The sequence below is a fragment of the Streptomyces sp. MMS24-W38 genome (genome assembly GCF_059889265.1).
This window is the reverse complement of sequence record NZ_JCBCPP010000001.1, coordinates 4,372,155-4,397,284: the sequence shown is the minus strand read 5'-3', so window position 1 is coordinate 4,397,284 and position 25,130 is coordinate 4,372,155. Positions and strand designations below refer to the sequence as shown.

Sequence of the window (25,130 nt, the reverse complement as noted above, 5' to 3'; positions counted from 1 at the left end):
ATGTCCTCCGTGCCCTCCCTGCGCTCCGATCTCCGCCTGGCCTGGCAGCTCACCCGCGGGTCCGACCGGCGGGAGTGGTGGCGGATCACGCTCACCGCGACCGGCGCCGCGCTCGCCACCGGGTTCGCGCTCGCCACCGGGGTCCTGCTGTCGCTGGGGAACCGCTCCTACGGCGTACCCGTCGCCGAGGGCCTGCTCGACGAGCCCGGAACGCGCGCCGGGGCGGTCTTCGGCCTGCTGCTCCTGCTGATCCCGGTGCTCGGGTTCCTCGGGCAGTGCGCCCGCGTCGGGGCCGTGCACCGGGACCAGCGGCTGGCCGGACTGCGGTTGGCCGGGGCGACGCCCTGGCAGGTGCGGCGGATCGCCGCGCTGGAGACCGGCCTCGCCTGCCTGCTCGGTTCGGCGGCGGCGACCGTCTTCTCGGTGCTGCTCCTGCTGCGCCTGTGGAATCGGCCGACCGCGCTCACCTGGGTGGCGGTGGTCCTGGTCGCCGCGGCCGTGCCCGTGCTGGGCGCGCTGGCGAGCGTGCTGGCGCTGCGCCGCGTGGTGGCCTCGCCCCTGGGCCGGGTGCGCCGCGTGACGGGTGTCCGTTCGGCCCGCGGACCGGGCAGGCTGTTCCTGGGCTCGACGGCCCTGGTGGTGGCGGTGGGTGTGCTGACCGCGGTGTCCGCGAACGGGTCCGGCCGGGCGGACTGGCAGAAGCCGTTGACGCTGTTCGCCGCGCTGCTCGCGGTCGGCGCGGGCGCGGTGTGGCTGGCCGGGGCCACCGCCGGGCTCGTGGGGCGGGTGCTCACGCCCCGGGCCCGGTCGGCGGCGGTGCTGATCGCGGCGGAGCGGCTGCGCGCCGACCCGTGGGCGCCGGCCCGTACCCATGCGGCGGTACTGCTGGTCACGGTCGTCGGCACCGCGTTCATGGGGGTGCGCCACTCGATGCTCGTCTCCCTGCGCGGCGCGGAGGACCTGGCCGCCGACATGTCGTACTACACGACGGGGCTGAACCTGACCGCCGCGGCGATCGCCGTGGCCCTGCTGATCACCCTGAGCGGCCTCGCCGTCGGCACCGCCGAGTCGCTGGCCACCCGCCGACGAGGGCTGTCCGCGCAGGTCGCGGCCGGTGTACCGCGCCCGGTACTGAACCGGGCACTGCTCCTGGAGACCGCCCTCCCCCTGGCACCGGCCCTGCTCCTGGCAGGCCTGGGCGGCATGGCGGCCGGCACCGCCTACAGCACCCTGACGGCCAGCCCCTCCCTCCCCTGGGCCGCCCTGCTGATCCCCCCGACGGCCTACACGGCCTGCCTCCTGGCCTCGGCAACAGCCCTGCCCCTCCTCCACCGCTCGACCCACCCGACAGAACTGCGCCACGCCTGACCGCCGCCCGCCCACCCGAACACGACCGGCCCCGGGGGAACGGGGGTCCCCCGGGGCCGGCATGTCTGCGTCGCCATGACGCGGGCGTGCGCGTCATCCGATCTCCGGTTCTTCTCCTTCTGCGCCTGGTACGTCGATCCGCTCGTACAACCTTCACCTAGTGCTGTCGGTCTCCTGTGCGACCGTCCGTTCGGATGGTCGACTTCCGCCCTGTTCCTCCCCCGTGAAGAAGGACCTGCGAACTGACATGCGCACTCCACGTCACTTCTGGAAGACGGCCGCCGTCGTCGCGGCCGGACTGTCCGGAGCACTCGTCCTGCAGAGCATGACGGGGCAGCAGACCAGCAGCGATCCCTCCGACGGCGCGCCGGGGCCCGTCACCAGCAAGGCGGAGACGACCGAACTGCGGATGTCCGGGGACGGCACCTCCGCCTCGCTGGGCAAGAGGGACACCGGACCGTTCAGCATGCTCGGCGTGACCTGGTCCGACCCGTCCGCCCGCGTCGGCGGCACGGTCGAGGTCCGCACCCGGCAGGCCGGTACGCAGAGCTGGTCGCGGTGGCTGAGGCTGGACGGCGACAGCGGTCAGGGCGAGAGCGGAGCCCTGCGCGGCGGCACCGAACCGGCCTGGGTGGGCCCGTCCGACGGTGTCGAGGTACGGGTCGACGGCAGGGGCACCACGCGACTACCGAAGGGGCTGCGCCTGGACATGGTCGACCCCGGCAGCGGCGAGGTCACGGCGCTGGAGCCGGCGGCGTACGCGGCCGAGGAGACCGGGACGCCCGATCCCGCGGCCTCCGATCCGGACACCGAGCCCGGCACGGACCCGGGTGCGGAGCCCGGCACGGACCCGGGCACCGCTCCGCAGCCGGACGAGACCGTCCCCGAGCCCCCCACCACCGAGCCGGTGGTGCCCGCACCGTCCTCCTCCGACCCCTCGGAGCCCTCGGAACCGGAACCCTCGGCGTCCGAGCCGTCCGACTCCTCCTCGCCCACCACCTCACCCAGCCCCTCGGTGAGCGTTCCGCCCGCACCGCCGTCCACCGCGCCGCGGCCGCCGATCACCGACCGCGCCGGCTGGGGTGCGGACGAGTCGATCAGCCCGGAGGAGCCCGGCTATCTGCCCGGCGGCCGGGTCAAGGCGGTCGTGGTGCACCACACCGCCGAGTCCAACGACTACACCTGCGCCCAGGGCCCGGCCGTGGTCCGCGGCATCTACGCCTACCACGTCAAGCAGCTCGGCTGGAAAGACCTGGGCTACAACTTCCTGGTCGACAAGTGCGGCACGGTCTACGAGGGCCGCAAGGGCGGGACGGACCGGCCGGTGATGGGCGCCCACGCCTACGGTTTCAACGCCGAGACCACCGGCATCTCCGTCCTCGGCACCTACACCTCCACCGCGCCCTCCACGGCGGCCATGACCTCCGTGGCCCGCATCGCCACCTGGAAGCTCGGCCAGTACGGCGTCGACCCCGCCGGCACCGCCACCCTCACCGCGGGCGACAGCGGACGCAGCTACTACGGGAAGACCTGGGCCAAGGGCGCCCAACTGTCCCTGCCCGCCGTCCACGGCCACCGCGACGGCTACAACACCCAGTGCCCCGGCGACGCCTTCTACAACAAGCTCGCCACCGTCCGCGCCTGGGCCGGCGGCCCCGTCTCCGGCCTCACCCTGAAGTCGGTCACCGGCGCCGGCACGTCCGGCTCGACCACCTACACCAAGAGCTCGGTGACCGTGAACTGGTCGGCCACCACCCCGGCCGCCCTCATCGCGAAGTACGAACTGCTGGTGAACGGCAAGGTCGCCGCCACCACCGCCGGCACCGCCACCTCCGCCAAGGCCACCCTGACCGCGGGCACCCACAAGGTGGCCGTCCGCGCCGTCCACCAGTCCGGCAGGACGGTCACCACGGCCGCCGCGACCGTCGTCGCCGAAACCACTGCCCCCACCTTCACCACCAAGCCGAACCTGGCCCTGCGCACCGGCACCGTCAACACCGCCGCCGTCCCCCTCACCCTGAAGTGGAAGGCCACCGACGGCGCCGCACTGAAGGAGGTCCGGCTCACCGCCCCGACCGCCAAGACCTACGGGCCCACGGTCGCCGGCGCCAACCACACCGCCAAGTCCGGCACCGCCACCACCTGGTCGATGAAGGCCTACGACCAGGCCGGCAACACCGCCACCGCCTCGGTCGCCGGCACCCCGGTCATCCTCCAGGAGAGCTCCGCCACGAAGTCCGGGACGTGGACGACCAAGTCCTCCACCAGCTACCTCGGCGGCAAGTCGTACACCAGCTCCACCAAGAACGCCTCCCTGAGCTGGACCTTCACCGGCCGCTCCGTCGCCTGGGTCGTCTCCCGCGCCGCCACCTCCGGCCAGGCGCACATCTACGTCGACGGCACGAAGCTCACCACCGTGGACCTGAAGTCGTCCACCACCAAGTACCGCGACGCGCTCTGGACCAAGACCTGGAGCAGCAGCGCCAAACACACCGTCAAGATCGTCGTCGTCGGCACCAGCGGCCGCCCGGCCATCACCACCGACGGCCTGGTCTACCTCAAGTAACCACCACCCGCCTCCGGCGGACCACACCGGCCAGGGGCCCGTCCGAGCACACGCGGACTGGCCCCGGGTCTCAGGAAGTCGGTGAGTTGAGCGGTCTCGAAGAGGGCGGCGCCCCCTCGCTGTGCGGAGCCGCCGCCCACTGGTGTTGCCGTCAGATGGCTGTTACTCGACGCCGAGGATGCGCAGGCCGTGGTGGAGGCGGAAGTCCTCGTAGTCCTTGAGGTTGAGGGTGGCCAGCGGCAGGTCGTAGGTGAGAGCGCTGGCGGCGATCCACATGTCGTTGGTGGGGCGGGGCCGACCCCGCTGTATCCCTGCCGCCGAGAGCCGTCCCCACGTGGTGGCGACGGCCTCGTCGCCGGGCAGGACCGGAATGTCGGCGAGCCAGTCGGCGAGTTCCTGGCGGCTGCGGGTGCCCCAGTGGCGGATCTCCGTCCACTTGGTGAGCTCGCCGTAGGTCACGAAGGTGATCAGCGGCTTACGGCCGATGAGCCGGGTCGCCGGTCAGCTTGCGCTTGTGCAGCAGGGACGCGACGTCGGTGTCGAGGATGACGGGTTGCATGTGGGGGGCCTCAGGCTGCGTCGCGGTGACGCTCGGCGTACGTGAACGCAAGGAACTCTTCCAGTTCCTCGTCAGACTCGAACGTGTCGGCGGCGAGGTCGTCCAGAGAACGGATCGGCTGGGTGTTCTTCGCCGCCAGCATCTCCTCGACCGACAGGCGCGGCCTTGGCTGCGGGTAGCTGAAGCCTTCAGGGACGGGCGTGCTCATCAGGACCTCCAGCAGGGCGTGGACCGGCTCCACGGCCAGCATACGGGCGCCCTCACCTGCTGGCATCAGGTTTCGTCACAGCGAGCGAGTCCTCGAATACACGTTCCGTGAAGTCCTCCGCCGAAGGGCGTCGGTATGGGTTCGCGCCCGTTCGTACGGACGCGGGCCCGCATCTCCTCGCCTCGGAGCTGGGGCCGGTGAAGACCTCCAGCGTCCGTGGTACCGGGCGGTCCCGGCACCACGGACAGTGAAGGCCCGGACCGGTCCGGTCAGGCGGAGATGCCGTCCACTCGGGTCAGGCCGTCGATGCGGGCCATCGCGTCGTCCGCGCCGTACGGCTGGAGGTAGGGCAGCCAGCGCGGGTCGCGGTGGCCGGTGCCGATGATGCGCCAGGCCAGGCCGGTGGGCGGGGCCGGTTTGTGGCGCAGCCGCCAGCCCAGCTCGAACAGGTGCCGGTCGGCCTTCACGTGGTTGCAGCGGCGGCAGGACGCCACCACGTTGTCCCAGACGTGCTTGCCCCCGCGGCTGCGCGGGATGACGTGGTCGACGCTGGTTGCGACGCCACCGCAGTACATGCACCGGCCCCCGTCGCGGGCGAACAGCGCGCGGCGGGTCAGTGGAACGGGCCCCCGGTAGGGGACCCGCACGAAGCGTTTGAGCCGGACCACGCTGGGTGCGGGGACTGTGACGGTCGCGCTGTGCAGGTAGGCGCCGGACTCCTCGAGGCACACGGCCTTGTTCTCGAGGACGAGGACGAGCGCGCGGCGGAGCGGTACGACGCCGAGTGGCTCGTACGACGCGTTGAGAACCAGGACATGCGGCACGGATGCCTCCTTGTACGCCGGCGACGCGTGGCTCGCGCCGGGACGATCCGTAGTCAGTCTCCCCTCATGCCTGGTGGAAGCGCCACCATGTCCCGGTAACGGGCTGAAAGTGTTTTCGACCACGCCCTTCTCCGGCCTCCGGGATCTTGGCCTGCTCCGGTCCGGTGAGAGACGTCTCTTCTTCACGTATCGCGCCGGTCCCCCCACAATGCACCGTTAGTGTGGTGGTTCTGCCCACTCCGGTGACCTTTCCCTGACCTTTTCGTGACCTCGAAGACCTTGAGCGCCGCACCGGGGGCAGAACCTGCACCTGGAGGTACCTGCCGTGTCCTTGCCCGCCGTCCTACTGGCCGAGGGGTCGTCGCCGACGCCCTCGGATTCCGGGACCCCGATGGTGCCCAGCCTCAAGGACGCCCACGAGAGCGCCACCAACGCCGCCGGCTGGGTGGAGGAGAACTGGGCGACGTGGCTCGCGATCGGCCTCAGGGTCCTGCTCATCGTGGTGATCGCCGCGGTACTGAGAGTGGTCGTGCGGCGGGCGATCACCAAGCTCGTCGACCGGATGTCCCGGACCGGTACGGCCGTGGACGGCACCGGTCTCGGCGGGCTGCTGGTCAACGCCGAGCGGCGGCGCCAGCGCTCGCAGGCGATCGGCTCGGTGCTGCGGTCGGTCGCGTCGTTCGTGATCCTCGGTACGGCCGCGCTGATGGTCCTGGGCACGTTCCAGATCAACCTGGCCCCGCTGCTGGCCTCGGCCGGTGTCGCCGGTGTCGCGATCGGTTTCGGCGCCCGCAACCTGGTCACGGACTTCCTCTCCGGCGTGTTCATGATCCTCGAGGACCAGTACGGCGTCGGTGACACCATCGACGCGGGCGTCGCCTCCGGCGAGGTCATAGAGGTCGGACTGCGGGTGACCAAGCTGCGCGGCGACCACGGCGAGATCTGGTACGTCCGCAACGGCGAGGTCAAGCGCATAGGCAACCTCTCCCAGGGCTGGGCGACCGCCAACGTGGACGTCACGGTCCGCTCGGACGAGGACCTCGACCAGGTGAAGGACACGCTCGTCGCCGTCGCGGAGAGGATGAGCAAGGAGGAGCCCTGGAACGAGCTCCTGTGGAGCTCCATCGAGGTCCTCGGCCTCGACTCCGTCCTGCTGGACTCGATGGTGGTCCGGGTCTCGGCGAAGACCATGCCCGGCAAGTCGCTGACCGTGGAGCGCGAGCTGCGCTGGCGCATCAAGCGGGCCTTCGACGCGGCCGGCATCCGCATCGTCGGCGGCGCCACGGCTCCGGTGGAGATGGAGGGCCCCGATCCGGCGGCGGCCGTCGCACCCCCGTCCGCCTACGCGAGCAGCGTCTCGCCGCAGTCCGTCGCGGCCTCCCCGCTCCCCCCGCCGAGCACCACCAAGTAGACCGGCGGCACGGAGCAGCACGGCGGAGGGCGGCACCCTGGAGTTCCGGGTGCCGCCCTCCGCCGTTCCCGTACCCGCGCCCACTCTGGTCATGACGCCCGTGGTCCTGATATGTCTCTCGCGCAGAAGGCGTTCGCCGAACGTGTCACGTCCACCGGAGCGGAAGCAGAGGGTTGACGACAATGAAACTCACCGTGGTCGGGGGCGGTTCGACCTACACGCCCGAACTCGTCGACGGCTTCGCCAGGTTGCGGGACACCCTGCCCGTCGAGGAGCTGGTCCTGGTCGATCCGGCCGCGGACCGGCTGGAGTTGGTGGGTGGGCTGGCCCGTCGCATCTTCGCCCGGCAGGGACATGCGGGACGTGTCGTCACCACCTCCGACCTGGACGCGGCCGTGGACGGCGCCGACGCGGTGCTGCTCCAGTTGCGGGTGGGCGGTCAGGCGGCCCGGCAGCAGGACGAGACCTGGCCACTGGAGTGCGGCTGCGTCGGTCAGGAGACCACCGGCGCCGGCGGTCTCGCCAAGGCGCTGCGCACGGTCCCGGTGGTGCTCGACATCGCCGACCGGGTCCGGCGGAGCAACCCCGACGCCTGGATCATCGACTTCACCAACCCCGTCGGCATCGTCACCCGGGCGCTGCTGCGGGCCGGGCACCGGGCGGTGGGGCTGTGCAACGTCGCCATCGGTCTCCAGCGCAAGTTCGCCGCCCGCCTCGGCACCGACCCCGCCGGCCTCCACCTCGACCACGTGGGCCTGAACCACCTCACCTGGGAGACCGCGGTGCGCCGGGGCGGTCCCGACGGCGAGGACGTCCTGCCCGCCCTGCTGCGGGACCACGGCGACGCCGTCGCCGCGGACCTCCGGCTGCCCCGCGCCGTCCTGGACCGGCTGGGTGTGGTCCCCTCGTACTACCTGCGCTACTACTACGCCCACGACGAGGTCGTACGGGAACTGCGCACCAAGCCGTCCCGGGCCGCCGAGGTGGCCGACATGGAACGCCGGCTGCTCGACCTCTACGCCGACCCCGCCCTCGACGAGAAACCGGCCCTGCTGGCCAGGCGCGGCGGCGCCTACTACTCGGAGGCGGCCGTGGACCTGGCGGCGGCCCTGCTGCACGGCGCCGGCAGCCCGTACCAGGTGGTGAACACCCGCAACGGCTCCACGCTCCCCTTCCTCCCCGAGGACGCGGTGATCGAGGTCCAGGCCGCCGTGGGCCCGAAGGGCGCGAGCCCGCTGCCCGTGCCCCGGGTGGACCCCCTCTTCGCGGGCCTGATGGCGAACGTCACCGCCTACGAGGACCTCGCCCTCGAAGCGGCCCTGCACGGCAGCCGCGAACGGGTCTTCCGCGCCCTCCTCGCCCACCCGCTGATCGGCCAGTACGAGTACGCCGAGCGGCTCACCGACCAGCTCCTCGCGCACAACCGGGAGTACCTGACGTGGGCGTGACCGCGGGCGTCCTCGCCGTCGACGCCGGCAACAGCAAGACGGACGTCGCCGTGGTCGACCGGCACGGCGAGGTCCTGGCCACGGCCCGCGGCGCCGGTTTCCGGCCGCCCGCCGTCGGCGTGACGCCGGCTGTGGACGCCCTCGCCGAGGCCGTCGCCGCCGCCCTCACCGCCGCCGGCGTCACCGCCGTCTCCCACGTCTCGGCCTGTCTGGCCAACGCCGATCTCCCCGTGGAGGAGGAGCAGTTGACGGCGGCCCTGACGGCACGCGGCTGGGGTGCCACCGTGCAGGTCCGCAACGACACGTTCGCGATCCTGCGCGCCGGTGTCACCGAACCCCGCGGGGTCGCCGTCGTCTGCGGCGCGGGCATCAACTGCGTCGGCATGCGCCCCGACGGACGTACCGCCCGCTTCCCGGCGCTCGGCCGCATCTCCGGTGACTGGGGCGGCGGTTGGGCGCTGGCCGAGGAGGCCCTGTGGCACGCGGCCCGCGCCCGGGACGGCCGCGGCGCCGCCACCGCCCTCGCCGACACCCTCCCGGCCCACTTCGGCCTGTCCGGCATGCCGGCCCTCGTCGAGGCCCTGCACCTGGGGCACCTCCCGTCGGCCCGCCGTCACGAACTCGCCCCGGTCCTGTTCGCCACGGCGGCCGAGGGCGACGCGGTCGCCGGTGCGATCGTCGACCGCCAGGCCGACGAGGTGGTGGCGATGGCCGTCGTGGCGCTGACCCGCCTGGACCTGCTCACCGAGGAGACACCCGTCCTGCTGGGCGGCAGCGTCCTGGCCGCACGGCACGCCCTGCTGGACGACCGGATCCGCGCCCTGCTCGCCGAGCGCGCCCCCAAGGCCGTCCCTCGAGTCGTCACCGCCGCACCGGTCCTGGGCGCGGCCCTGCTGGGCCTGGACCGCCTGGCGGCCCCACCGGAGGCCCACGCCCGGCTGAGAGCCCACTACGAGCGTCGTTAGCTGCCTGTCCGGCGGATCAGGCCGGTGCGGCCGACCGACACTCCTCGCCCTCGTCGGGTGGGCGCCGTCCGTTTCCCCGGCCTGATCCGCCGGACAGGCCCGAAGGCCGGGCAGCGGGCCTGACGACCGGCGCGAGAACCGCTCGCGGGAACAGGCCGGGAAGCAGGTTCGGCGGCCCCTGCCGGCCCGGTCGGCCACACACCGGTGGCGGCTCCTCACTGGCGCCCGGAACCAACCGGATTCCACCGGCGTGTTCATGGGCAGGGGGCGTGCGGGGGGGGGAGCGTGCGGGGGCCGGTCCGCGGGGAGGGCCGGGGCGCCGCGGCAGCCGGAACTCCCGGCGACCGCACGGCAGTCGAACCGGCAGTCGGATCTCCACCGGACCGACAGTCAGATCGGCGGGCTGCCGGCCGGTCTGACCGGCGGACAGTCGGATCGGCAGACGAACCGGCGGGCGGTTCAAGATCACGCCAAAGCCGGTGCACATACCGGTCCGTGCGGCGATACTTGACGGGACGGATGACCACGGGGGAGGTCGGGTGACACACACGCCGAGCGGCAGCGCGGCACCGCCGGGCGGGGCCGCGCCCGCCGTACCGCCGCAGTCCGGGCCCGGCGGCGCGCCGGCGGCCCCCCGTCACACACCCGACGGCTCCCGGCTTCCCGCGCCCCGGCCGCCGGAAGCACCCCGGCGCACGGCGTTCGTCGAGGGCGCCGTGCGCCTGCGCGAGGCCGCCACCACCGAACCCGGCCGCCTGCGGGTCATCGGCGCGGTCCTCGCCGCCCTGGTCGTCGCCTTCGGCGCCGTCACCGCCTGGCAGATGACCGACAGGGCCGCGGCGGCCGACGCCGTCCTCACCAGCAGCCAGCCCCTCACCTCCGACGCCGCAGACATCTACCGCTCCCTCGCGGACGCCAACACCGCGGCCTCCAGCGGCTTCCTGGCCGGCGGTCAGGAGACCGCCGCCTCCCGGGACCGCTACGAGAAGGACATCCGCACCGCCGCCGCCAAACTGGTCACCGCCGCGGCCAACTCCGACCCCGACTCCTCGTCGGCGGCGACGATCGCCGAACTGAACCAGCTGCTGCCCGAGTACAAGGGCCTGGTGGAGCGCGCCCGCACCTACAACCGCCAGGGCTACCCCGTGGGCGGCGCCTACCTGCGGTACGCGAACGAGAAGATGCAGCAGGAGATGCTCCCGGCGGCGGAAAACCTCTACAAGAAGGAGAACCAGCGCCTCCAGGCCGACTACGCGGACGCGACCCCCTACCCGTGGGCGGCCATCGCGCTCGGCACCGTCGCCCTCGCCGCGCTCGCCTGGACGCAGCGCCGCACCTACCTGCGCACCCACCGCGTGCTCAACCACGGCCTGGTCGCGGCCACGGCGGCGTCCACGGTGGTCCTGCTCTGGCTGGTCGCCGGCCACAGCCTCGCCCGCTCGGGGCTGAACGACTCCTACGACCACGGCGTCCGCTCGCTCAACGTGCTGCACGACGCCCGTATCGCCTCCCTGAGGGCCCGGGGCAACGAGAACCTGACGCTGGTGTCGCGCGGCGCCGAGACGAAGAAGGTCGGCGACGAGACGTACGACGCCTACGACCACGACTTCGAACGCGACATGGACGCCCTCGGCAAGGGCCTGACCCGGGCCGGAGAGCTCGCGGACGACAGCGGCGGCGAGAAGCCGGTCACCGCCGCCGTGAGCAACATGACGGAGTGGAAGAAACGCCACGGGGCCGCCCGGGAGCAGGACGAGAACGGCAACTACCAGCAGGCGCTGGACCTGGTGATCGGCGGCAAGGGCGCGACCGGCGAGTGCTTCGACGGCGTCGACGACAGCCTGGCGGCCGCGCTCGCCCACGAGGAGGCCGAGTTCACGGAGGCGGCCGGCGGTGGCCGGGACGCGCTGAAGGGGCTGCCGGAGGGCGCGGCGGGCCTCGCCGTGCTGGGCGCGGCCGGCGCGGTGCTGGGCATCGGCCGCAGGCTGTCGGAGTACCGGTGAAAGGGGGCGTGATGAGGAACGCACGACGCCTGCGGGCCGGTCTGCGGGGCTGGGGCGGGGTGGGCGCGATGGCCACCGTGTGCGTGCTCGCGCTGATCTTCGCGCTGGTGCTGACCCGCGCCGGGTCCCCCGCCGCCAAGGCCCCGAAGGCCGCGGGGCACACCGTGACGGACGCCGTCGGTGCGGACGCGGACGCGGAGTGCACCGATCCGGAGAAGCAGACCCTGCCTCCCTCCGACGTGGACGGCGACACCATCGACGCGATCAAGAACCGGCCGGGCGAGAAGCGCAAGCTGATCGTCGGCATCGACCAGAACAGCTACCGCTGGGGCTACCGGGACCCCAACGGCGGGGGCGGCGCACAGCTCGAGGGCTTCGACATCGACCTGGCGCACCGCATCGCCGAGGACATACTCGGCGACCGGGACGCGGTCCAGTTCAAGGCGATCCCCACCGACCAGCGCATCCCGGCGGTCAAGGACGGCCGGGTCGACATGGTCGTCCGCACGATGACGATCAACTGTGAACGCCTCCGGGACGTGGCGTTCTCCGCCCCGTACTTCAGGACGGGACAGCAGGTCCTGGCCCCGAAGGCGTCGTCGATCACGGGATACGACAAGACGCTCGCGGACCGGAGGATCTGCACGGCGGCCGGTTCCACCGCGTACGCGAAGCTGGAGGAGGACAAGGCGACGGGCAGGCTCCCGAAGTCCGCGGACATCCGCACCACCGTCCCCAACCAGCTCGACTGCCTGGTGCGGCTGCAGCTCGGCGAGGTCGACGCGGTGGTCACCGACGGCGCGCTCGCCGCCAGCCAGGCCGCCCAGGACCCGACGGTCGAACTCAAGGGCGACGCCTTCACGACCGAGTACTACGGCGTGGCGATGGAGAAGAGCGCGAAGGACCTGCTGCGCCGGGTCAACCGGATCCTGGTGGACTTCCGCGAGGACACCGAGGACGGGTGGCAAAAGGCGTACGAGACATGGCTGTCGGCGACACTGGGCAGTGATCCCGCGAAGTCGAGGCCACCCGCCCCGCAGTACCTGCGCACGGACTGACCAGCCGTCAAGGAGTGACCACCGAAGACGAACCGTCGACGACCGACCGTCAACGACCGACCCGCAGCGAAAGGTGATCGATGGGTGACACGGACCCCACCGGGCCGGTGATGGACCGGGACGAGGTGGACCGTGCGCTCGCGCGGCTCGGTGCGGAGCACGAGGCGGTCGAGACCTCGCTCCTGGCCCTGCAGGACCACGCGGGCCGCAGGCTCCTGGAGGGTGCCCGCCTCACCGGCCGCACCGAGGAGCGCTGGGCGGCCACCGAGGCGTCGATCACGCTGCTGTGGACGTACTTCGACGCGTACACAGGCGCCCTGCGCACCGCCCGCGAGATCCGTGCCCGGCGCCGCTGGTCCAGCCGTGAGGACCTGGTGGAGCTGACGGAGCTGCTGCGCGGCGAGTGCGTCACGGTCCCGGGCTCGGCCACCGCCGCCGCGAACGCGCCGACGCCCCGGGGCCGGCCGGGGAACCGGCTCAGCGAGCGCTACTCGCTGGCCACGCTGGTCGAGCGGATGAACGAGCTGTACGCGTCGTCGCTGGACATGGTCGTCGCCGCGGACGCGGTGTGGTCGGCGCTGCCCGCCCGGATCGATCTGCTGGCCGCCGAGCTCCGGCGCACCCGCCGGCTCGCGCACCCGGTCGGTGTGCGCCCCGGCGAGCATCCGGCGGGCGACGACCTGGAGCGGATCACCCGCTCCCTGACCGCGCTGCGCGCACAGGTGGTGTCCGACCCGCTGGCGTTCTGGAAGCCCGCGGAGGGAAGTTCGGCGCCGGGCGGCGGCAGACCGGACACGGCGGTGTACGACCGCGAGGCACGGGCCCTGGAGGAGGTGCGCCGCGAGATCGACGCGGTGCTGGCGGTCCGTCAGGACTCCGAGAAGCGGATCGTGCGGCTGCGGGACGTCCTGTCCCGCGCCGACCGCACCCTCGCCGAGGCGCGCATCGCGCGCGGCGAGGTGCTCGCGAAGATCGCCGCGACGGAGGTGCCGGTCGTCAGCGGGCCGCCGACCGTGCTGCAGGAGCAGCTGGCGACGGCCGCCGAGTACCGCAGGCACGCCCAGTGGCACCGCCTGTCCCCGCTCCTGGAGTCCCTGGAGCAGAAGGCGGAGGAGGAACTGGAGCGCGCCCGCGAGTCGTTGACCGCGGTCACCGCTCCGCTGGCGATCCGTGCCGAGCTGCGCGGCCGGCTCGACGCGTACCGGGCGAAGGTCGCCCGGCACGGCCTCGCGGAGGACGCCGTGCTGGTCGAGCGGTACGAGAGGGCGCGCCGCATGCTGTGGAGCGCGCCCTGCGATCTGCGCGTCGCCCGGGAGGCGGTGCTGCGCTACCAGCACGCGGCCGCCGAACTCCTCGGCACCGCAACCCGGGTGCCCGGTCAGGGCACGCCCGAGGAGGGCGAAAGGCCCGGCGCATGAGCGACAACGGGGAGGCAGCGGCATGAGTCAGGCGGAGAACCGGACGCACAGCCAGGGGCGGAACGGGCAGGGAGCGCGGGCGGAACAGCAGGAGCCGCAGGAGCCGCAGGCGCAGGCCGCCGCTCCCCGGGCGTGTCAGCGTCCCGGCTGCGAGGGTGCCTACGAGGACGTCGGCGGCGGCGAGCTGTACTGCGACACCTGCGGTCTGGCACCGGTGGTGTCGCCGACGACCGGCATGGTCGGGTCGGTGCCGACCGGCCTCACCGCCGGCGGCCGTGGCTCCCGGGCCGGCGGCCGTGGTTCGCGCGCGTCGTCACAGCCGTCACAGCCGTCACAGTCATCCAGATCGTCGCGATCGTCCCGGTCCCGGCGCTCGGTGTCCGGGCGGCTCTCCCGTTCCCTGCCGGGAGGCGGCGCCGAACGCTCGGTGTCGGTGCGCGGCTCCGGCTCGTCGACGGGCTCCTCCGGCCGCGGCCGGCTGGGCGCGGGGCTGGTCCAGGTCCCGCCGATCCCGCGCCCCGACCCGCGCGCGATGGTGCTGGACAACCCCGAGGTGCCCGAGCGGAAGCGATTCTGCTCCCGTTCGGACTGCGGGGCCCAGGTGGGCCGTGCGCGGGCCGGCCGGCCGGGTCGTACGGAGGGCTTCTGCACCAAGTGCGGCCACCCGTACTCGTTCGTCCCGAAGCTGCGGGCCGGCGACGTGGTGCACGGCCAGTACGAGGTGGTCGGCTGTCTGGCGCACGGCGGACTGGGCTGGATCTACCTCGCCGTGGACCGGGCAGTCTCGGACCGCTGGGTGGTCCTCAAGGGCCTGCTGGACACGGGCGACCAGGACGCGATGGCCGCGGCGATCTCCGAGCGGCGCTTCCTCGCGGAGATCGAGCACGCCAACATCGTGCGGATCTACAACTTCGTGGAGCACCTCGACCCACGCACCGGTTCCCTCGACGGCTACATCGTCATGGAGTACGTCGGCGGCAAGGCCCTGAAGGAGATCGCCAACGGACGCCGCACGCCGGACGGCAGACGGGACCCGCTGCCGGTGGAGCAGGCGTGCGCGTACGGCATCGAGGCGCTCGAGGCGCTGGGGCATCTGCACAGCCGCAACCTGCTGTACTGCGACTTCAAGGTCGACAACGCGATCCAGACCGAGGACGAGCTCAAGCTGATCGACATGGGCGCGGTGCGCAGGGCGGACGACGACGAGTCGGCCATCTACGGCACGGTCGGCTACCAGGCCCCCGAGGTCGCCGACGTCGGCCCCTCGGTCGCCTCCGACCTCTACACGGTCGCCCGGACGCTCGCCGTCCTCACCTTCGACTTCCAGGGCTACACGAACGTCTACGTGGACTCGCTGCCCGACCCCGACCACATCGAGGTCTTCCGGCAGTACGAGTCGTTCTACCGGCTGCTGGTCCGCGCCACCGACCCCGATCCGGCCCGCAGGTTCGCCTCCGCGCAGGAGATGAGCGAGCAGCTCACCGGTGTCCTGCGCGAGGTCGTCTCGCTCCAGTCGGGCCGTGCTCGTCCCGCCCTGTCGACCTTGTTCGGCCCGGAACCGCGGGTGACGGACACGGAGTTGTTCCCCCGGTCGCGGGGCGACGTGTCCCGCCTCGGGGTGCGGGCGGTGCGGCGAGCCGGATCACGACGGGCGCCGGGACAGAAGCAGCTCGCCGAAGGAACCGCCACCGCCCCCTCCCCCACCGCCGGCACCACCGCCGCCTCCGGCCCGGCGGACATCGTCAAGCCCGTCGACGCTCCCGCGGCGGCCCTCGCCCTGCCCGTCCCGCACGTCGACCCCACCGACCCGAACGCCGGCTTCCTGGCGGGCCTGCTGGCCTCCGCGCCCGCCGAGCTGGTCCACGCCCTGGCGGCGGCGCCCGCGCCGTCGGCCGAGACCCGGCTGCGGCAGATCCGCGCCTGGCTGGAGACCGGCGAGTCGGACACCGCGCTGGACGCGCTGCGGGCCCTGGAGGAGCGGGACCCCGACGACTGGCGGATGGTCTGGTACCGGGGGGTCGCCGCTCTGGTCACCGGCGACCACGAGGGCGCCGCGCTCGCCTTCGACGCGATCTACGACGCCTTCCCCGGCGAGATCGCGCCCAAGCTGGCGCTCGGCCTGTGCGCGGAGGTGCTGGGCCAGCTCGACAACGCCGCCGAGTACTACCGCCTGGTGTGGTCGACCGACCCGAGCCATGTGAGCGCGGCGTTCGGCCTGGCCCGCGTGCGGCTCGCCACCGCTGACCGGCGCGGCGCCGTACGGACGCTGGAGTCGGTGCCGGAGTCCTCCATCCACTACACGGCCGCGCGGGTGGCGGCCGTACGCGCCCGGCTGCGGGGGCGGGCCGCCACCGCCGGTGACGTACCGTTCCTGGACGACCTGAGCGCCGCCGCGTCCCAGGTCGAGGCCCTGGAGTCGTACGGCCTGGATCCGGCGCGCCGGGAGCAGTTGTCGGCCGAGGTCCTCGGCTGCGCGCTGGACTGGGTACTCTCCGGGAGCCAGGGTTCCGTTCCGCTTCCGGCCCCGCCGGGCCGGGGGAACCGAAACGCCGGCAGCGCTGCCGAGGGACGGACCCTGCTCGGCAGCGGACTGGACGAGCGGAACCTGCGCTTCGGGCTGGAGCGTTCGTACCGCACGCTGGCCCGGCTGGCGCGGAGCGGTGAGGAGAGGATCGACCTGGTGGAACGTGCCAACCGTTACCGCCCCCGGACATGGGTGTAGTTGATGTCGCAAATGCCCCAGCAGGCCGCTCTGTCGAAGTGCCCGAGCTGCGAGGAACCCCTCGAGTCGGGTGATCGTTTCTGCGGTGCGTGCGGATACGACCTGTCGGCGGTCCCGGCACCGCCGACGGACCATCCGACGATCGTCATGAACGGTTCGGTGCCCGCGCCGAGCCCGGCGGAGCGCGGGGCCGCGGTCCGGCCCCCGCAGACGCCCCCCGTGGCGCCCCCGGCGCCGCCCGCGCCGCCGGCCGGACCGGGCTGGCCCGCCGCCGGTCCGGAGGGCTCCGGCGCGTCCGCCCCGACGCACCGGCCGACGGACCTGGCGGGCACGGACTCGGCCGGACTTCCGCTGTCCGGCCCCACCCCCCACCCCGCACCCCCGGCACCGGCACCGGCACCGGCAGTTGTGCCACCGCGCCCTGCCGCCCCGCCCGCGCCCGCGCCCGCGCCCGCCGCGCCTCCCGCCGCCGGCGCGGCCCGGTCCTCCGGTGTGCGCTTCGACCGCCCCTCCCAGCCGGTCGCGCAGCCCGAGGAGTACCCGCTCCAGGCCCCGGACCCGCGCGTGTCCGCCGAGCGCGGACAGCCCGCCCCGGATCCCGCGGGCACCCCGGACACCACGGTGTGCGTGGCCTGCCGCGCGGGCAGGGTGGACGACGACGGCTACTGCGAGAACTGCGGCCACGCCCAGCCACGCGAACGGGACCACATGGAAAAGGAATGCGGCCCGCTGGCCGCGGTCAGCGACCGTGGCCTGCGCCACCACCGCAACGAGGACGCCTTCGGGATCGGCACCACCACGCTGCCCGACGGCTCCCCCGCCTCGGTCGCGGTCGTCTGCGACGGCGTCTCCTCCGCGACCCGGCCCGACGAGGCCTCGCTGGCCGCGTCCCGGGCGGCGAACGAGTCGCTGCTCGCGGCCCTGCCGCGCGGCACGCACCCGCAGCAGGCGATGCACGACGCGATCGTCGCCGCGGCGGACGCGGTCAACGCCCTGGCCGACGAGCCCGCCACGGACCGCGAACGGTCCCCGCACCAGAACGCCCCCGCCTGCACCTTCGTCGGCAGTGTGGTGACCGACGGCCTGCTGGTCGTCGGCTGGGTCGGCGACAGCCGCGTGTACTGGGTGCCGGTCGACCGCGCCGCGCCCCCGGCCCGGCTCACCGAGGACGACTCCTGGGCCGCGCAGATGGTCGCCGCGGGACTGATGGGCGAGGCCGAGGCGTACGCCGACCAGCGCGCCCACGCGATCACCGGCTGGCTCGGCGCGGACGCCTACGAACTGGAGCCGCACACCGCGTCGTTCAAGCCGGACCGGCCCGGTGTGGTCGTGGTCTGCACCGACGGGCTGTGGAACTACGCGGAGTCGGCCGAGGAGATGGCCCGGGTCGTCCCCGTCGACGCCGCCGTCCGCCCGCTGCACGCCGCCCGGGTCCTGGTCGGTCACGCCCTCGACGGCGGGGGCCACGACAACGTGACGGTGGCCCTCGTCCCGTTCCCGGCCGTGCCGCAGGGGGCAGGATCGGCCTGAGGCCGCGTACGGCGGGCCCCCGCGGGGAAACTACGGGGAAGCCGCGGGAAGCCGCGGGAAGGTGCCAACGAACCGGAGGGGACCGGTCCGCCAGCTGTCGTCGCCCCGCATCGTCGCGGGGTTCTCCAGGGGGAGAGAAACAGGCATGGCCAACTTCTCGAAATCCAACGTGCCGCAGTTCTCGGTGGACGTGTACCAGAACGAGTACCTGCCGGAGGGCGGCCGCGAGGTCAACGCCATCGTCACGGTGACCGCGACCGGCGGCGGCACCATCGGGAGCGCGGTGGCGGCACCCCACCTCTACGCACCCGGTGAGGGTCCGTCGGCGGCCGTGGTGCTCATGGTCGACTGCTCCGGCTCGATGGACTATCCGCCGACCAAGATGCGCAACGCCCGGGACGCCACGGCCGCCGCGATCGACGCCCTGCGCGACGGCGTGCACTTCGCGGTGGTCGGCGGCACGCATGTGGCGCGGGAGGTCTATCCCGGTGCCGGGCGGCTCGCGGTCGCCGACGCGGCCACTCGCGGGCAGGCCAAGCAGGCGCTGCGGGCGCTGAGTTCCGGCGGGGGCACGGCCATCGGCACCTGGCTCCGGCTGGCCGACCGGCTGCTGTCGTCGGCGGACGTGGCGATCCGGCACGGCATCCTGCTGACCGACGGGCGCAACGAGCACGAGTCGCCGGAGGATCTGAAGGCGGCCCTGGAGACGTGCGCCGGGCGGTTCACCTGTGACGCCCGCGGCGTGGGCACCGACTGGGAAGTGAAAGAAGTCACAGCCATCGCCTCCGGCCTCCTCGGCAGCGCCGACATCGTCGCCGACCCGGCCGGACTCGCCGCCGACTTCACGCGGATGATGGAGACGGCGATGGGCAAGGAGGTCGCGGACGTCTGCCTGCGGCTGTGGACCCCGGTGGGCACGACTGTGAAGTTCGTCAAACAGGTCGCGCCGACGGTCGAGGAACTGACCGGTCGCCGTACCGAAGCCGGCCCGCGGGCGGGCGACTACCCGCTGGGTTCCTGGGGCGACGAGTCCCGTGACTACCACCTCTGCGTCGAGGTCCCGCCCGCCGGCATCGGGCAGGAGATGCTCGCCGCCCGGCTCTCACTGGTCATCCCGCAGCCCGGGGAGGGTGTTCAGAAGCTCGGCGCGCAGGGTCTCGTGCGGGCGGTGTGGACGGACGACATGGCCGCCTCCACATCCTTGAACCCCCAAGTCGCCCACTACACCGGGCAGGCCGAACTTGCGCAAGTCATCCAACAAGGCCTCGACTTGCGCAAAGCGGGCGATTTCGACGGAGCAACGTCCAAACTGGGCCGCGCCGTTCAGCTCGCGAGCGCCTCCGGCAACGCGGACACCGCGAAACTGCTTGCGAAGGTGGTGGACGTGGTCGACGCCTCGACAGGTACTGTGCGACTGAAAGCGAGGGTCGAGGAGGCCGACGAGATGACACTCGAAACCCGGTCCACCAAGACTGTTCGTGTAAAAAAGTGAACCTGAAGTGAACGAGCCCGGTCTCCAGGCCGGAGAACTTCGGTCGGAAGCGACCGAAAAGGAGAGGAGGAGGCGCCGACATGCCGACCTGCCCGAACGGACACCAGTCGGGTTCCGACGACTGGTGCGAGGTGTGCGGTCACCGCATGGCGGGGTCCGTGCCCCCGCCGCCTCCTCCCCCACCGCCACCCGGCGGCGGCTACGGATTCCCGCCTCCCGGCGGCCAGTCCGGACCCGGCGGCCCGGGTGGCCCCGGCGGTTTCGGCGGCCCGGCCGGCCCCGGCGCCCGGCCGGAGCTGTGCCCGCAGTGCCGCACGCCGCGTGAGGGCGGCGCGCCGTTCTGCGAGGAGTGCCGGTGGAACTTCCTGACGAACACGGCCACCTCGTACACGCCGGCCGCCCCGCGTCCGGTGCCCCCCGGACCGGGTGGGCACGGGGGACCGCCCGGTCCCGGTGGGCCCGGTGGTCCGGGCGGGCACGGGGGGCAGTACCAGCAGCCGCCCGGCCCGGCGTACGGCGGTGACTCCTACGAGTACCAGGGCTCCCGTCCGTCCCAGGTGAACCGGCCCGCCGAGCCGATCCCGCCGGGCCCGCCCGGTTTCGGCGGCGACCCCTCTCGCCCGGTTCCCCCGCCGCCCGGTCCGGGTGGTCACGGCGGTCCCGGTGGCCAGGGTGGCTACGGCGGTCCGGGGGGCCCCGGCGCCCCGAGTGGTCCGCAGGCGTTCGGCGGCGGCCCGCCGGCCCCGCCCGGATTCCCGCAGGAGACCGGCCGTCCGCCGCACCAGGGCGGCCCCGCCTTCGGCGGCGGTGACGACGACTGGGTGATCCCCCCGCCCTCCGGCGGCCCCGGCGGCCCGAACGGCCCCGGTGGTCCCGGCGGTCCGAGCGGCCCCGGTGGTTACGGCTACCCGCAGCCCGGTGCGACCCAGGCGCCGCCCGGCCCCGGCGGCTTCCCGCAGCAGCCCCAGGCTCCGGTGACCTGGACCGCGACGATCGGTCCGGACCGTGACTACTTCATGGCGATGATGCACCGCTCCGGCCCCGAGGCCACGGGCCTGAACCTGCCCGCGTACTCGCCCGAGCAGCAGCGCACCCTCACCGGCAACCAGCTCACGATCGGCCGCCGGCGTCACTCCACCGGTGACACCCCCGACATCGACCTGTCGACACCGCCGGAGGACCCGGGCGTCTCGCACCAGCACGCGGTGCTGGTCCAGCAGCCGGACGGCAGTTGGGCGGTCGTCGACCAGAACTCGACGAACGGCACGACGGTCAACGGCTCGGAGGAACCGATCCAGCCCTTCGTCCCGGTCCCGTTGCAGGACGGCGACCGGGTCCACGTGGGCGCCTGGACGACGATCACCATCCACCGGGGCTGAGTAGGCACACCCGTGGCGTTCCGCCCCCGCCTCCCCTTGCGAGCAGGGGCGGAACGCCACCCCCGGCCCTGCCCCCTGAGCCCCCGCGGACCCCGGAGACCTAGGTCCTGAGGCCTATGCCGCGGCGTCTGAGACCATGGACGGCGTGACAGAGATTCGGCGCGGCACGCTTCAGGAGCAGACGTTCTACGAGCAGGTCGGCGGGGAGGAGACCTTCCGCCGGCTCGTCCACCGTTTCTACGTGGGGGTGGCGGACGATCCGCTGCTGCGGCCCATGTACCCGGAGGAGGACCTGGGTCCGGCCGAGGAGCGGCTGAGGCTGTTCCTGATCCAGTACTGGGGCGGTCCGACGACGTACAGCCAGAACCGGGGCCACCCGCGGCTGCGGATGCGGCACGTGCCGTTCAAGGTCGACCGGGCCGCGCACGACGCCTGGCTCAAGCACATGCGCGACGCCCTCGACGAGCTCGGCCTGTCCGAGGAGCACGACCACACGATGTGGAAGTACCTGACGTACGCCGCCGCCACGATGATCAACTCCCCGGACTGACCCACCGGCCCGACACCTCGCGGACGTGCGCATTCCGGTCGCCCGTCGCCGGAATCCGATCACGATCCGGTCAAGTCCGGGCCACGAGCGCTACCCCGTGACGGACTCCGTCTGACACGATCGCCCGGAGGTCCGGACGACAGGGGGAGTCTCGGGTGGGGAGCGCTGCGGGGGCGGTGAGGTTCGTCCTGGCGCGCGCCCGTGCGTACCGGCCGCTGCTCGCCGCCGCGCTGCTCACGGTCCTGCTGACCACGGCGGTGCTGGCGACCCTCACGGCGTACTCCGGCGCGATCGGCGACGCGGCCCTGCGGCACGCCCTGCGCGACCCGCGGGGCACGGCCGACACCACCCTCGTCGTCGAGGCGGACGTCCCCGCGCGGGAGCGTGCCGCGGCCGGCACCGCCGTACGGGACGGCGCCCGTGCCGCCTTCGACGGGCTGCCGGTGACCCTGCGCACCCTGTCCCGCTCCGGCCCGTACGCCCTGCCCGCGTCCGTGCGCCCCGCGGACGGCCGTGCGGATCCGGGTGCGGGTGGCGAGGACCCGGGTGCCCCCGCCGGCGACCGGGGCGCCTCCGACACCCCCGGCCTCACCCACCTCGCCGCCCTGGACCGCACCCAGGTGCGGATCTTCGCGGGCCGGCCGCCCGGGGCGTCCGCCGGCCCGGTGATCGAGACCGCGCTGCCCGAGGCCGCCGCCCGCCGCCTCGGCCTGGCACCCGGCGCCCGGCTCACCCTCACCGACCGGCTCGGCGGCCCCGCCGTCCAGGTGCGGATCACCGGCCTGTACCGGCCCGTGGACGCCACCGCGCCCTACTGGCAACTGGACGACCTGCACGGCCGCGGCGTCGTCGAGGTGGACTTCACGACGTACGGCCCGCTGCTCGCCGACCCCTCGGCGCTCAGCGGCGACCGGGTCAGCGCCGGTACCTCGGCGTGGCTCGCGTCGGCCGACTTCGAGGCGGTGGACACCGGACGGATCGGCGCGCTGCGCGAGGCGGTCCGGGACGGCGTCGCCGCCCTGCGCGAGGACCCGGCGCTGGGCGGTTCGGCGAACGCGACGAGTGCCCTGCCCACCGCCCTGGACCGGGTCGAACGCTCACTGCTCGTCTCCCGCTCGACCCTGCTGATCATCGCCCTCCAGCTCGTCCTGCTGGCCGGCTGCACCCTGTTCCTGGTGGCCCGGCTGCTGAGCGCCGAACGCGCTGGCGAGACCCGGGTGCTGCGGGCGCGCGGCGCCTCCCGCGCCCAGGTGGCCAGGCTCGCCGCCCTGGAGGCACTGCTGCTGGCGGTGCCCGCGGCGGCCTGTGCGCCGCTGCTGGCGGGACCGCTCACCGGGCTGCTCGCCGGGCGGGGCGTGCTCGCCCGGATCGGGCTGCACCTGGACACCTCGGTCGGTTCGGCTGCCGGACGCGGCTCCGTGTGGCTGGTGGCGGCGGGCGTGGCGGTGGGCTGCGCACTGGCCGTCACGGTGCCCGCCCTCACCTCCTCCTTCGCGGCCGGCCGGGCCCGGCCGCTGCCCGGCGTGGTCCGGGCGGGCGCGGACGTCGGGCTGCTGGCGGTGGCCGCCGTGGCGTACTGGCAGCTGAGCCGTCAGCCCTCCGGGGTGGTCGGCGCACACCTCGGCGTCGACCCGCTGCTCGTCACGGCCCCCGCGCTGGCCCTGCTGGCCGGCACCGTGCTCACGCTGCGGCTGCTGCCGCCGCTGGCGCGGCTGGCGGAGCGCGGGGCGGCCCGTGGCCGGGGGCTGCCGGGGGCGCTGGCGGGCTGGCAGTTCAGCCGCCGGCCGATGCGGGGCGCGGGCCCGGTCCTGCTGCTGGTGCTCGCCGTGGCGCTGGGCATGCTGGCGATCGGCCAGGGTTCCTCGTGGCAGCGCTCGCAGGACGACCAGGCGGACTTCCGGGCCGGTGCCCCGGTGCGCCTCCTGGGCGCCGGGGAGAGCGAGCCGGGCCGCACCCAGGCGTACGCGGCCGTCCCCGGCGTCGAGACCGCCGCGCCCGCGTACCGTACGTCGGTGCCGCTGTCCGGCGACCGGACGGCGACCGTGCTCGCGCTGGACACCGAGCGTGCGGCGGACACCGTGCTGATGCGTTCCGACCTCGCCCCCGAGCCGGTCCGCCCGCTCCTGGGCGGCCTGGCGCCGAAGGGCGGGACAGCGGGTGTACGGATACCCGAGGGCACCGCGCGCCTGACGCTGACGGCCCGCATCCGGGGCGCGGGCCCCGGGACCACGGCCGATGTCAGGACCACCCTGACCGACTCCTACGGAACCCCGTACAAGCTCGGCCTCGGCCGGCTCCGCGCCGACGGGCGGGCCCACCCGCTGACCCTCGACCTCGCCGCGGTCGCCGAGGCGCCCCCGGGGGAACTGACCCTGACCGGGCTGCAGCTCGACCTGGTCCAGCCGGTCGGGAAGACCGAGAACCACCGGCTCACCCTGGCCGAGCTGACCGCCACGGACACCGAAGGCCGGGCCCGGCGCCTCGCCCTGCCCGCCGACTGGGCGTTGTCCTCGCAACTCACGGCCACGGAATCCGCCCCCGACGCGAACACCGGCCCGACCAGCCCCCAAGCTCTCGGCTCCGACCCGCCGGCCTTCGCCTACGGCACCGGCCACGTCCCGGGGGACGGCTTCTGGAACCCCCCGTTGCTCACCGTCCGGCTGCAGGTCCCGCAGCAGGGGGCGGCCGAGGTCACCGCGATCGCCACCGACCGCTATCTGGCCTCGACGAGCACCCGCCCCGGACAGCGCGTGGACGTGACGATCGACGGTTCCACCGTGCCGGTGCGGATCGTCCGCGCGGTGCGGGGGCTGCCGTCCGCACCGACCGGGGGGAGCGGCGACGGCGGGGCCCTGCTGCTGGACCTGCCGGCCCTCAACCGGGTGCTCCAGAACAGCCACGGCGAGAACGTGCTGCCCACCGAGTGGTGGCTGCGGACCGCGCCGGGCGCGTCGGCGCGGGTGGCAGCGGCGCTGCGGGACCGGCCCGACGTCGAGCCGTCCCGGGTGGTGGTGCGGGACGAGATCGCCGCCCGGCTGCGCGACGACCCGTTCGGCGCGGGGCCCGAGGCGGCGTTCACCGCGGCGGCCCTCGCGGCGGCGGCGCTGACGGCGGTGGGGTTCGCGGTGAGCGCGGCCGGGGCGCTGCGGGAGCGGTCCGCCGAGTTCGCGGTGCTGCGCGCCCTGGGCGCCTCACGGCGGCGGCTGGCCCGGGTGGTGGTCGTCGAGCACGGGGTGCTGGTCGCTCTGGCCTCGGCGGTGGGCGTGCTGTGGGGCACGGTGCTGGCGCGGGCCGTGATCCCGCTGATCACGCTGACGTCGGACGCCGTCCGTCCGGTGCCCCAGGTGCTGGTGGAGCTGCCCGTGGGACGGGGGGCCGTGCTGCTGGCCGCGGTGGCCGTCACTCCGCTGCTGGTCACGGCCGTCCTGGCGGTGCGCCGGGTCGACCCGGTGACCTCGCTGCGGGAACGAGGAGGTGATTGACCCCTCCCCGACCGGAGCAGGGGGATTCCCGGCTCAAGACGCCCCACAGGTCGGCGACCTGCGAGGTCCTACTGCCTCAGCACCAGCCGGGACGGAACCTGCCCGGTTCGCCGAGCGAAGCTCGGGTGTGCCGTCCTGGTTCTCGAT

General features: G+C 73.9%; 17 protein-coding genes. 14 read left to right on the top strand and 3 right to left on the bottom strand.

All coding sequences use genetic code 11. From position 1 onward, the window contains the following. Positions 1-1,368 carry an FtsX-like permease family protein gene (locus AC6F7H_RS18965; protein WP_500761927.1) on the top strand — a complete coding sequence of 456 codons (1,368 nt, stop codon included), beginning with the start codon at positions 1-3 and terminating at the stop codon, positions 1,366-1,368. 247 nt (positions 1,369-1,615) lie between these two features. Continuing rightward, a complete protein-coding gene (locus tag AC6F7H_RS18960) occupies positions 1,616-3,934 on the top strand; it encodes a peptidoglycan recognition protein family protein (protein ID WP_500758133.1) in 2,319 nt (772 codons plus the stop codon). A 162-nt stretch (positions 3,935-4,096) separates the two neighbouring features. Here the strand turns inward: AC6F7H_RS18960 and AC6F7H_RS18955 are convergent, their stop codons facing one another. The 3 genes from AC6F7H_RS18955 to AC6F7H_RS18945 all read right to left on the bottom strand — a co-directional run bounded on the left by AC6F7H_RS18955 (position 4,097) and on the right by AC6F7H_RS18945 (position 5,525). Further along, a complete protein-coding gene (locus tag AC6F7H_RS18955) occupies positions 4,097-4,393 on the bottom strand; it encodes a PIN domain-containing protein (RefSeq protein ID WP_500758132.1) in 297 nt (98 codons plus the stop codon). Positions 4,394-4,503: 110 nt separating this feature from the next. Beyond that, positions 4,504-4,743: a hypothetical protein gene (locus AC6F7H_RS18950; RefSeq protein ID WP_500758131.1), complete on the bottom strand. Its 240-nt coding sequence runs from the start codon at positions 4,741-4,743 to the stop codon at positions 4,504-4,506. A 227-nt stretch (positions 4,744-4,970) separates the two neighbouring features. Further along, a complete protein-coding gene (locus AC6F7H_RS18945; protein WP_109379131.1) occupies positions 4,971-5,525 on the bottom strand; it encodes an HNH endonuclease in 555 nt (184 codons plus the stop codon). Positions 5,526-5,850: 325 nt separating this feature from the next. Here AC6F7H_RS18945 and AC6F7H_RS18940 point away from each other — a divergent pair, with 325 nt between their 5' ends. The 12 genes from AC6F7H_RS18940 (at position 5,851) to AC6F7H_RS18885 (ending at position 24,983) form a co-directional block, all read left to right on the top strand. Beyond that, on the top strand, positions 5,851-6,936 hold the full coding sequence (locus AC6F7H_RS18940) for a mechanosensitive ion channel family protein (RefSeq protein WP_500758130.1): 1,086 nt from the start codon (positions 5,851-5,853) through the stop codon (positions 6,934-6,936). Positions 6,937-7,118: 182 nt separating this feature from the next. Beyond that, on the top strand, positions 7,119-8,384 hold the full coding sequence (locus AC6F7H_RS18935; protein ID WP_500758129.1) for a 6-phospho-beta-glucosidase: 1,266 nt from the start codon (positions 7,119-7,121) through the stop codon (positions 8,382-8,384). Then, positions 8,375-9,349, top strand: coding sequence for an N-acetylglucosamine kinase (locus AC6F7H_RS18930; RefSeq protein WP_500758128.1), 975 nt, complete (start codon positions 8,375-8,377; stop codon positions 9,347-9,349). Before AC6F7H_RS18935 ends, AC6F7H_RS18930 begins: the two co-directional genes overlap by 10 nt. A gap of 539 nt (positions 9,350-9,888) precedes the next feature. Continuing rightward, entirely contained in the window at positions 9,889-11,352 is a 1,464-nt protein-coding gene (locus AC6F7H_RS18925) for a GlnX family signal transduction membrane protein (protein WP_500758127.1), read from the top strand. A gap of 11 nt (positions 11,353-11,363) precedes the next feature. After that, positions 11,364-12,410 (top strand): glutamate ABC transporter substrate-binding protein, encoded by a 1,047-nt coding sequence (locus AC6F7H_RS18920; protein WP_500758126.1) that lies wholly within the window; start codon positions 11,364-11,366, stop codon positions 12,408-12,410. A gap of 80 nt (positions 12,411-12,490) precedes the next feature. Beyond that, entirely contained in the window at positions 12,491-13,828 is a 1,338-nt protein-coding gene (locus AC6F7H_RS18915) for a hypothetical protein (RefSeq protein ID WP_500758125.1), read from the top strand. 22 nt (positions 13,829-13,850) lie between these two features. Next, positions 13,851-16,550, top strand: a complete 2,700-nt coding sequence (locus AC6F7H_RS18910) for a serine/threonine-protein kinase (RefSeq protein WP_500758124.1) — start codon at positions 13,851-13,853, stop codon at positions 16,548-16,550. A gap of 3 nt (positions 16,551-16,553) precedes the next feature. After that, on the top strand, positions 16,554-18,080 hold the full coding sequence (locus tag AC6F7H_RS18905; RefSeq protein ID WP_500758123.1) for a PP2C family protein-serine/threonine phosphatase: 1,527 nt from the start codon (positions 16,554-16,556) through the stop codon (positions 18,078-18,080). A gap of 145 nt (positions 18,081-18,225) precedes the next feature. After that, on the top strand, positions 18,226-19,572 hold the full coding sequence (locus AC6F7H_RS18900; RefSeq protein ID WP_500758122.1) for a vWA domain-containing protein: 1,347 nt from the start codon (positions 18,226-18,228) through the stop codon (positions 19,570-19,572). An 80-nt stretch (positions 19,573-19,652) separates the two neighbouring features. After that, on the top strand, positions 19,653-20,951 hold the full coding sequence (locus AC6F7H_RS18895; protein ID WP_500758121.1) for an FHA domain-containing protein: 1,299 nt from the start codon (positions 19,653-19,655) through the stop codon (positions 20,949-20,951). A gap of 136 nt (positions 20,952-21,087) precedes the next feature. Further along, positions 21,088-21,501, top strand: coding sequence for a globin (locus tag AC6F7H_RS18890; RefSeq protein ID WP_109379140.1), 414 nt, complete (start codon positions 21,088-21,090; stop codon positions 21,499-21,501). 155 nt (positions 21,502-21,656) lie between these two features. After that, complete coding sequence (locus AC6F7H_RS18885) at positions 21,657-24,983, top strand: FtsX-like permease family protein (RefSeq protein WP_500758120.1); 3,327 nt, start codon at positions 21,657-21,659, stop codon at positions 24,981-24,983. The last annotated feature ends 147 nt before the right edge of the window (positions 24,984-25,130 follow it).

What these genes read in the sequence shown, in the direction of transcription:
- AC6F7H_RS18895 (WP_500758121.1), top strand. Translation starts at nt 19,653, where the DNA reads ATGCCGACCTGCCCGAACGGACACCAGTCGGGTTCCGACGACTGGTGC.
- AC6F7H_RS18935 (WP_500758129.1), top strand. Translation starts at nt 7,119, where the DNA reads ATGAAACTCACCGTGGTCGGGGGCGGTTCGACCTACACGCCCGAACTC.
- AC6F7H_RS18890 (WP_109379140.1), top strand. Translation starts at nt 21,088, where the DNA reads ATGGACGGCGTGACAGAGATTCGGCGCGGCACGCTTCAGGAGCAGACG.
- AC6F7H_RS18905 (WP_500758123.1), top strand. Translation starts at nt 16,554, where the DNA reads ATGTCGCAAATGCCCCAGCAGGCCGCTCTGTCGAAGTGCCCGAGCTGC.
- AC6F7H_RS18950 (WP_500758131.1), bottom strand. Translation starts at nt 4,743, where the DNA reads ATGCTGGCCGTGGAGCCGGTCCACGCCCTGCTGGAGGTCCTGATGAGC.
- AC6F7H_RS18960 (WP_500758133.1), top strand. Translation starts at nt 1,616, where the DNA reads ATGCGCACTCCACGTCACTTCTGGAAGACGGCCGCCGTCGTCGCGGCC.
- AC6F7H_RS18915 (WP_500758125.1), top strand. Translation starts at nt 12,491, where the DNA reads ATGGGTGACACGGACCCCACCGGGCCGGTGATGGACCGGGACGAGGTG.
- AC6F7H_RS18900 (WP_500758122.1), top strand. Translation starts at nt 18,226, where the DNA reads ATGGCCAACTTCTCGAAATCCAACGTGCCGCAGTTCTCGGTGGACGTG.
- AC6F7H_RS18910 (WP_500758124.1), top strand. Translation starts at nt 13,851, where the DNA reads ATGAGTCAGGCGGAGAACCGGACGCACAGCCAGGGGCGGAACGGGCAG.
- AC6F7H_RS18965 (WP_500761927.1), top strand. Translation starts at nt 1, where the DNA reads ATGTCCTCCGTGCCCTCCCTGCGCTCCGATCTCCGCCTGGCCTGGCAG.
- AC6F7H_RS18920 (WP_500758126.1), top strand. Translation starts at nt 11,364, where the DNA reads ATGAGGAACGCACGACGCCTGCGGGCCGGTCTGCGGGGCTGGGGCGGG.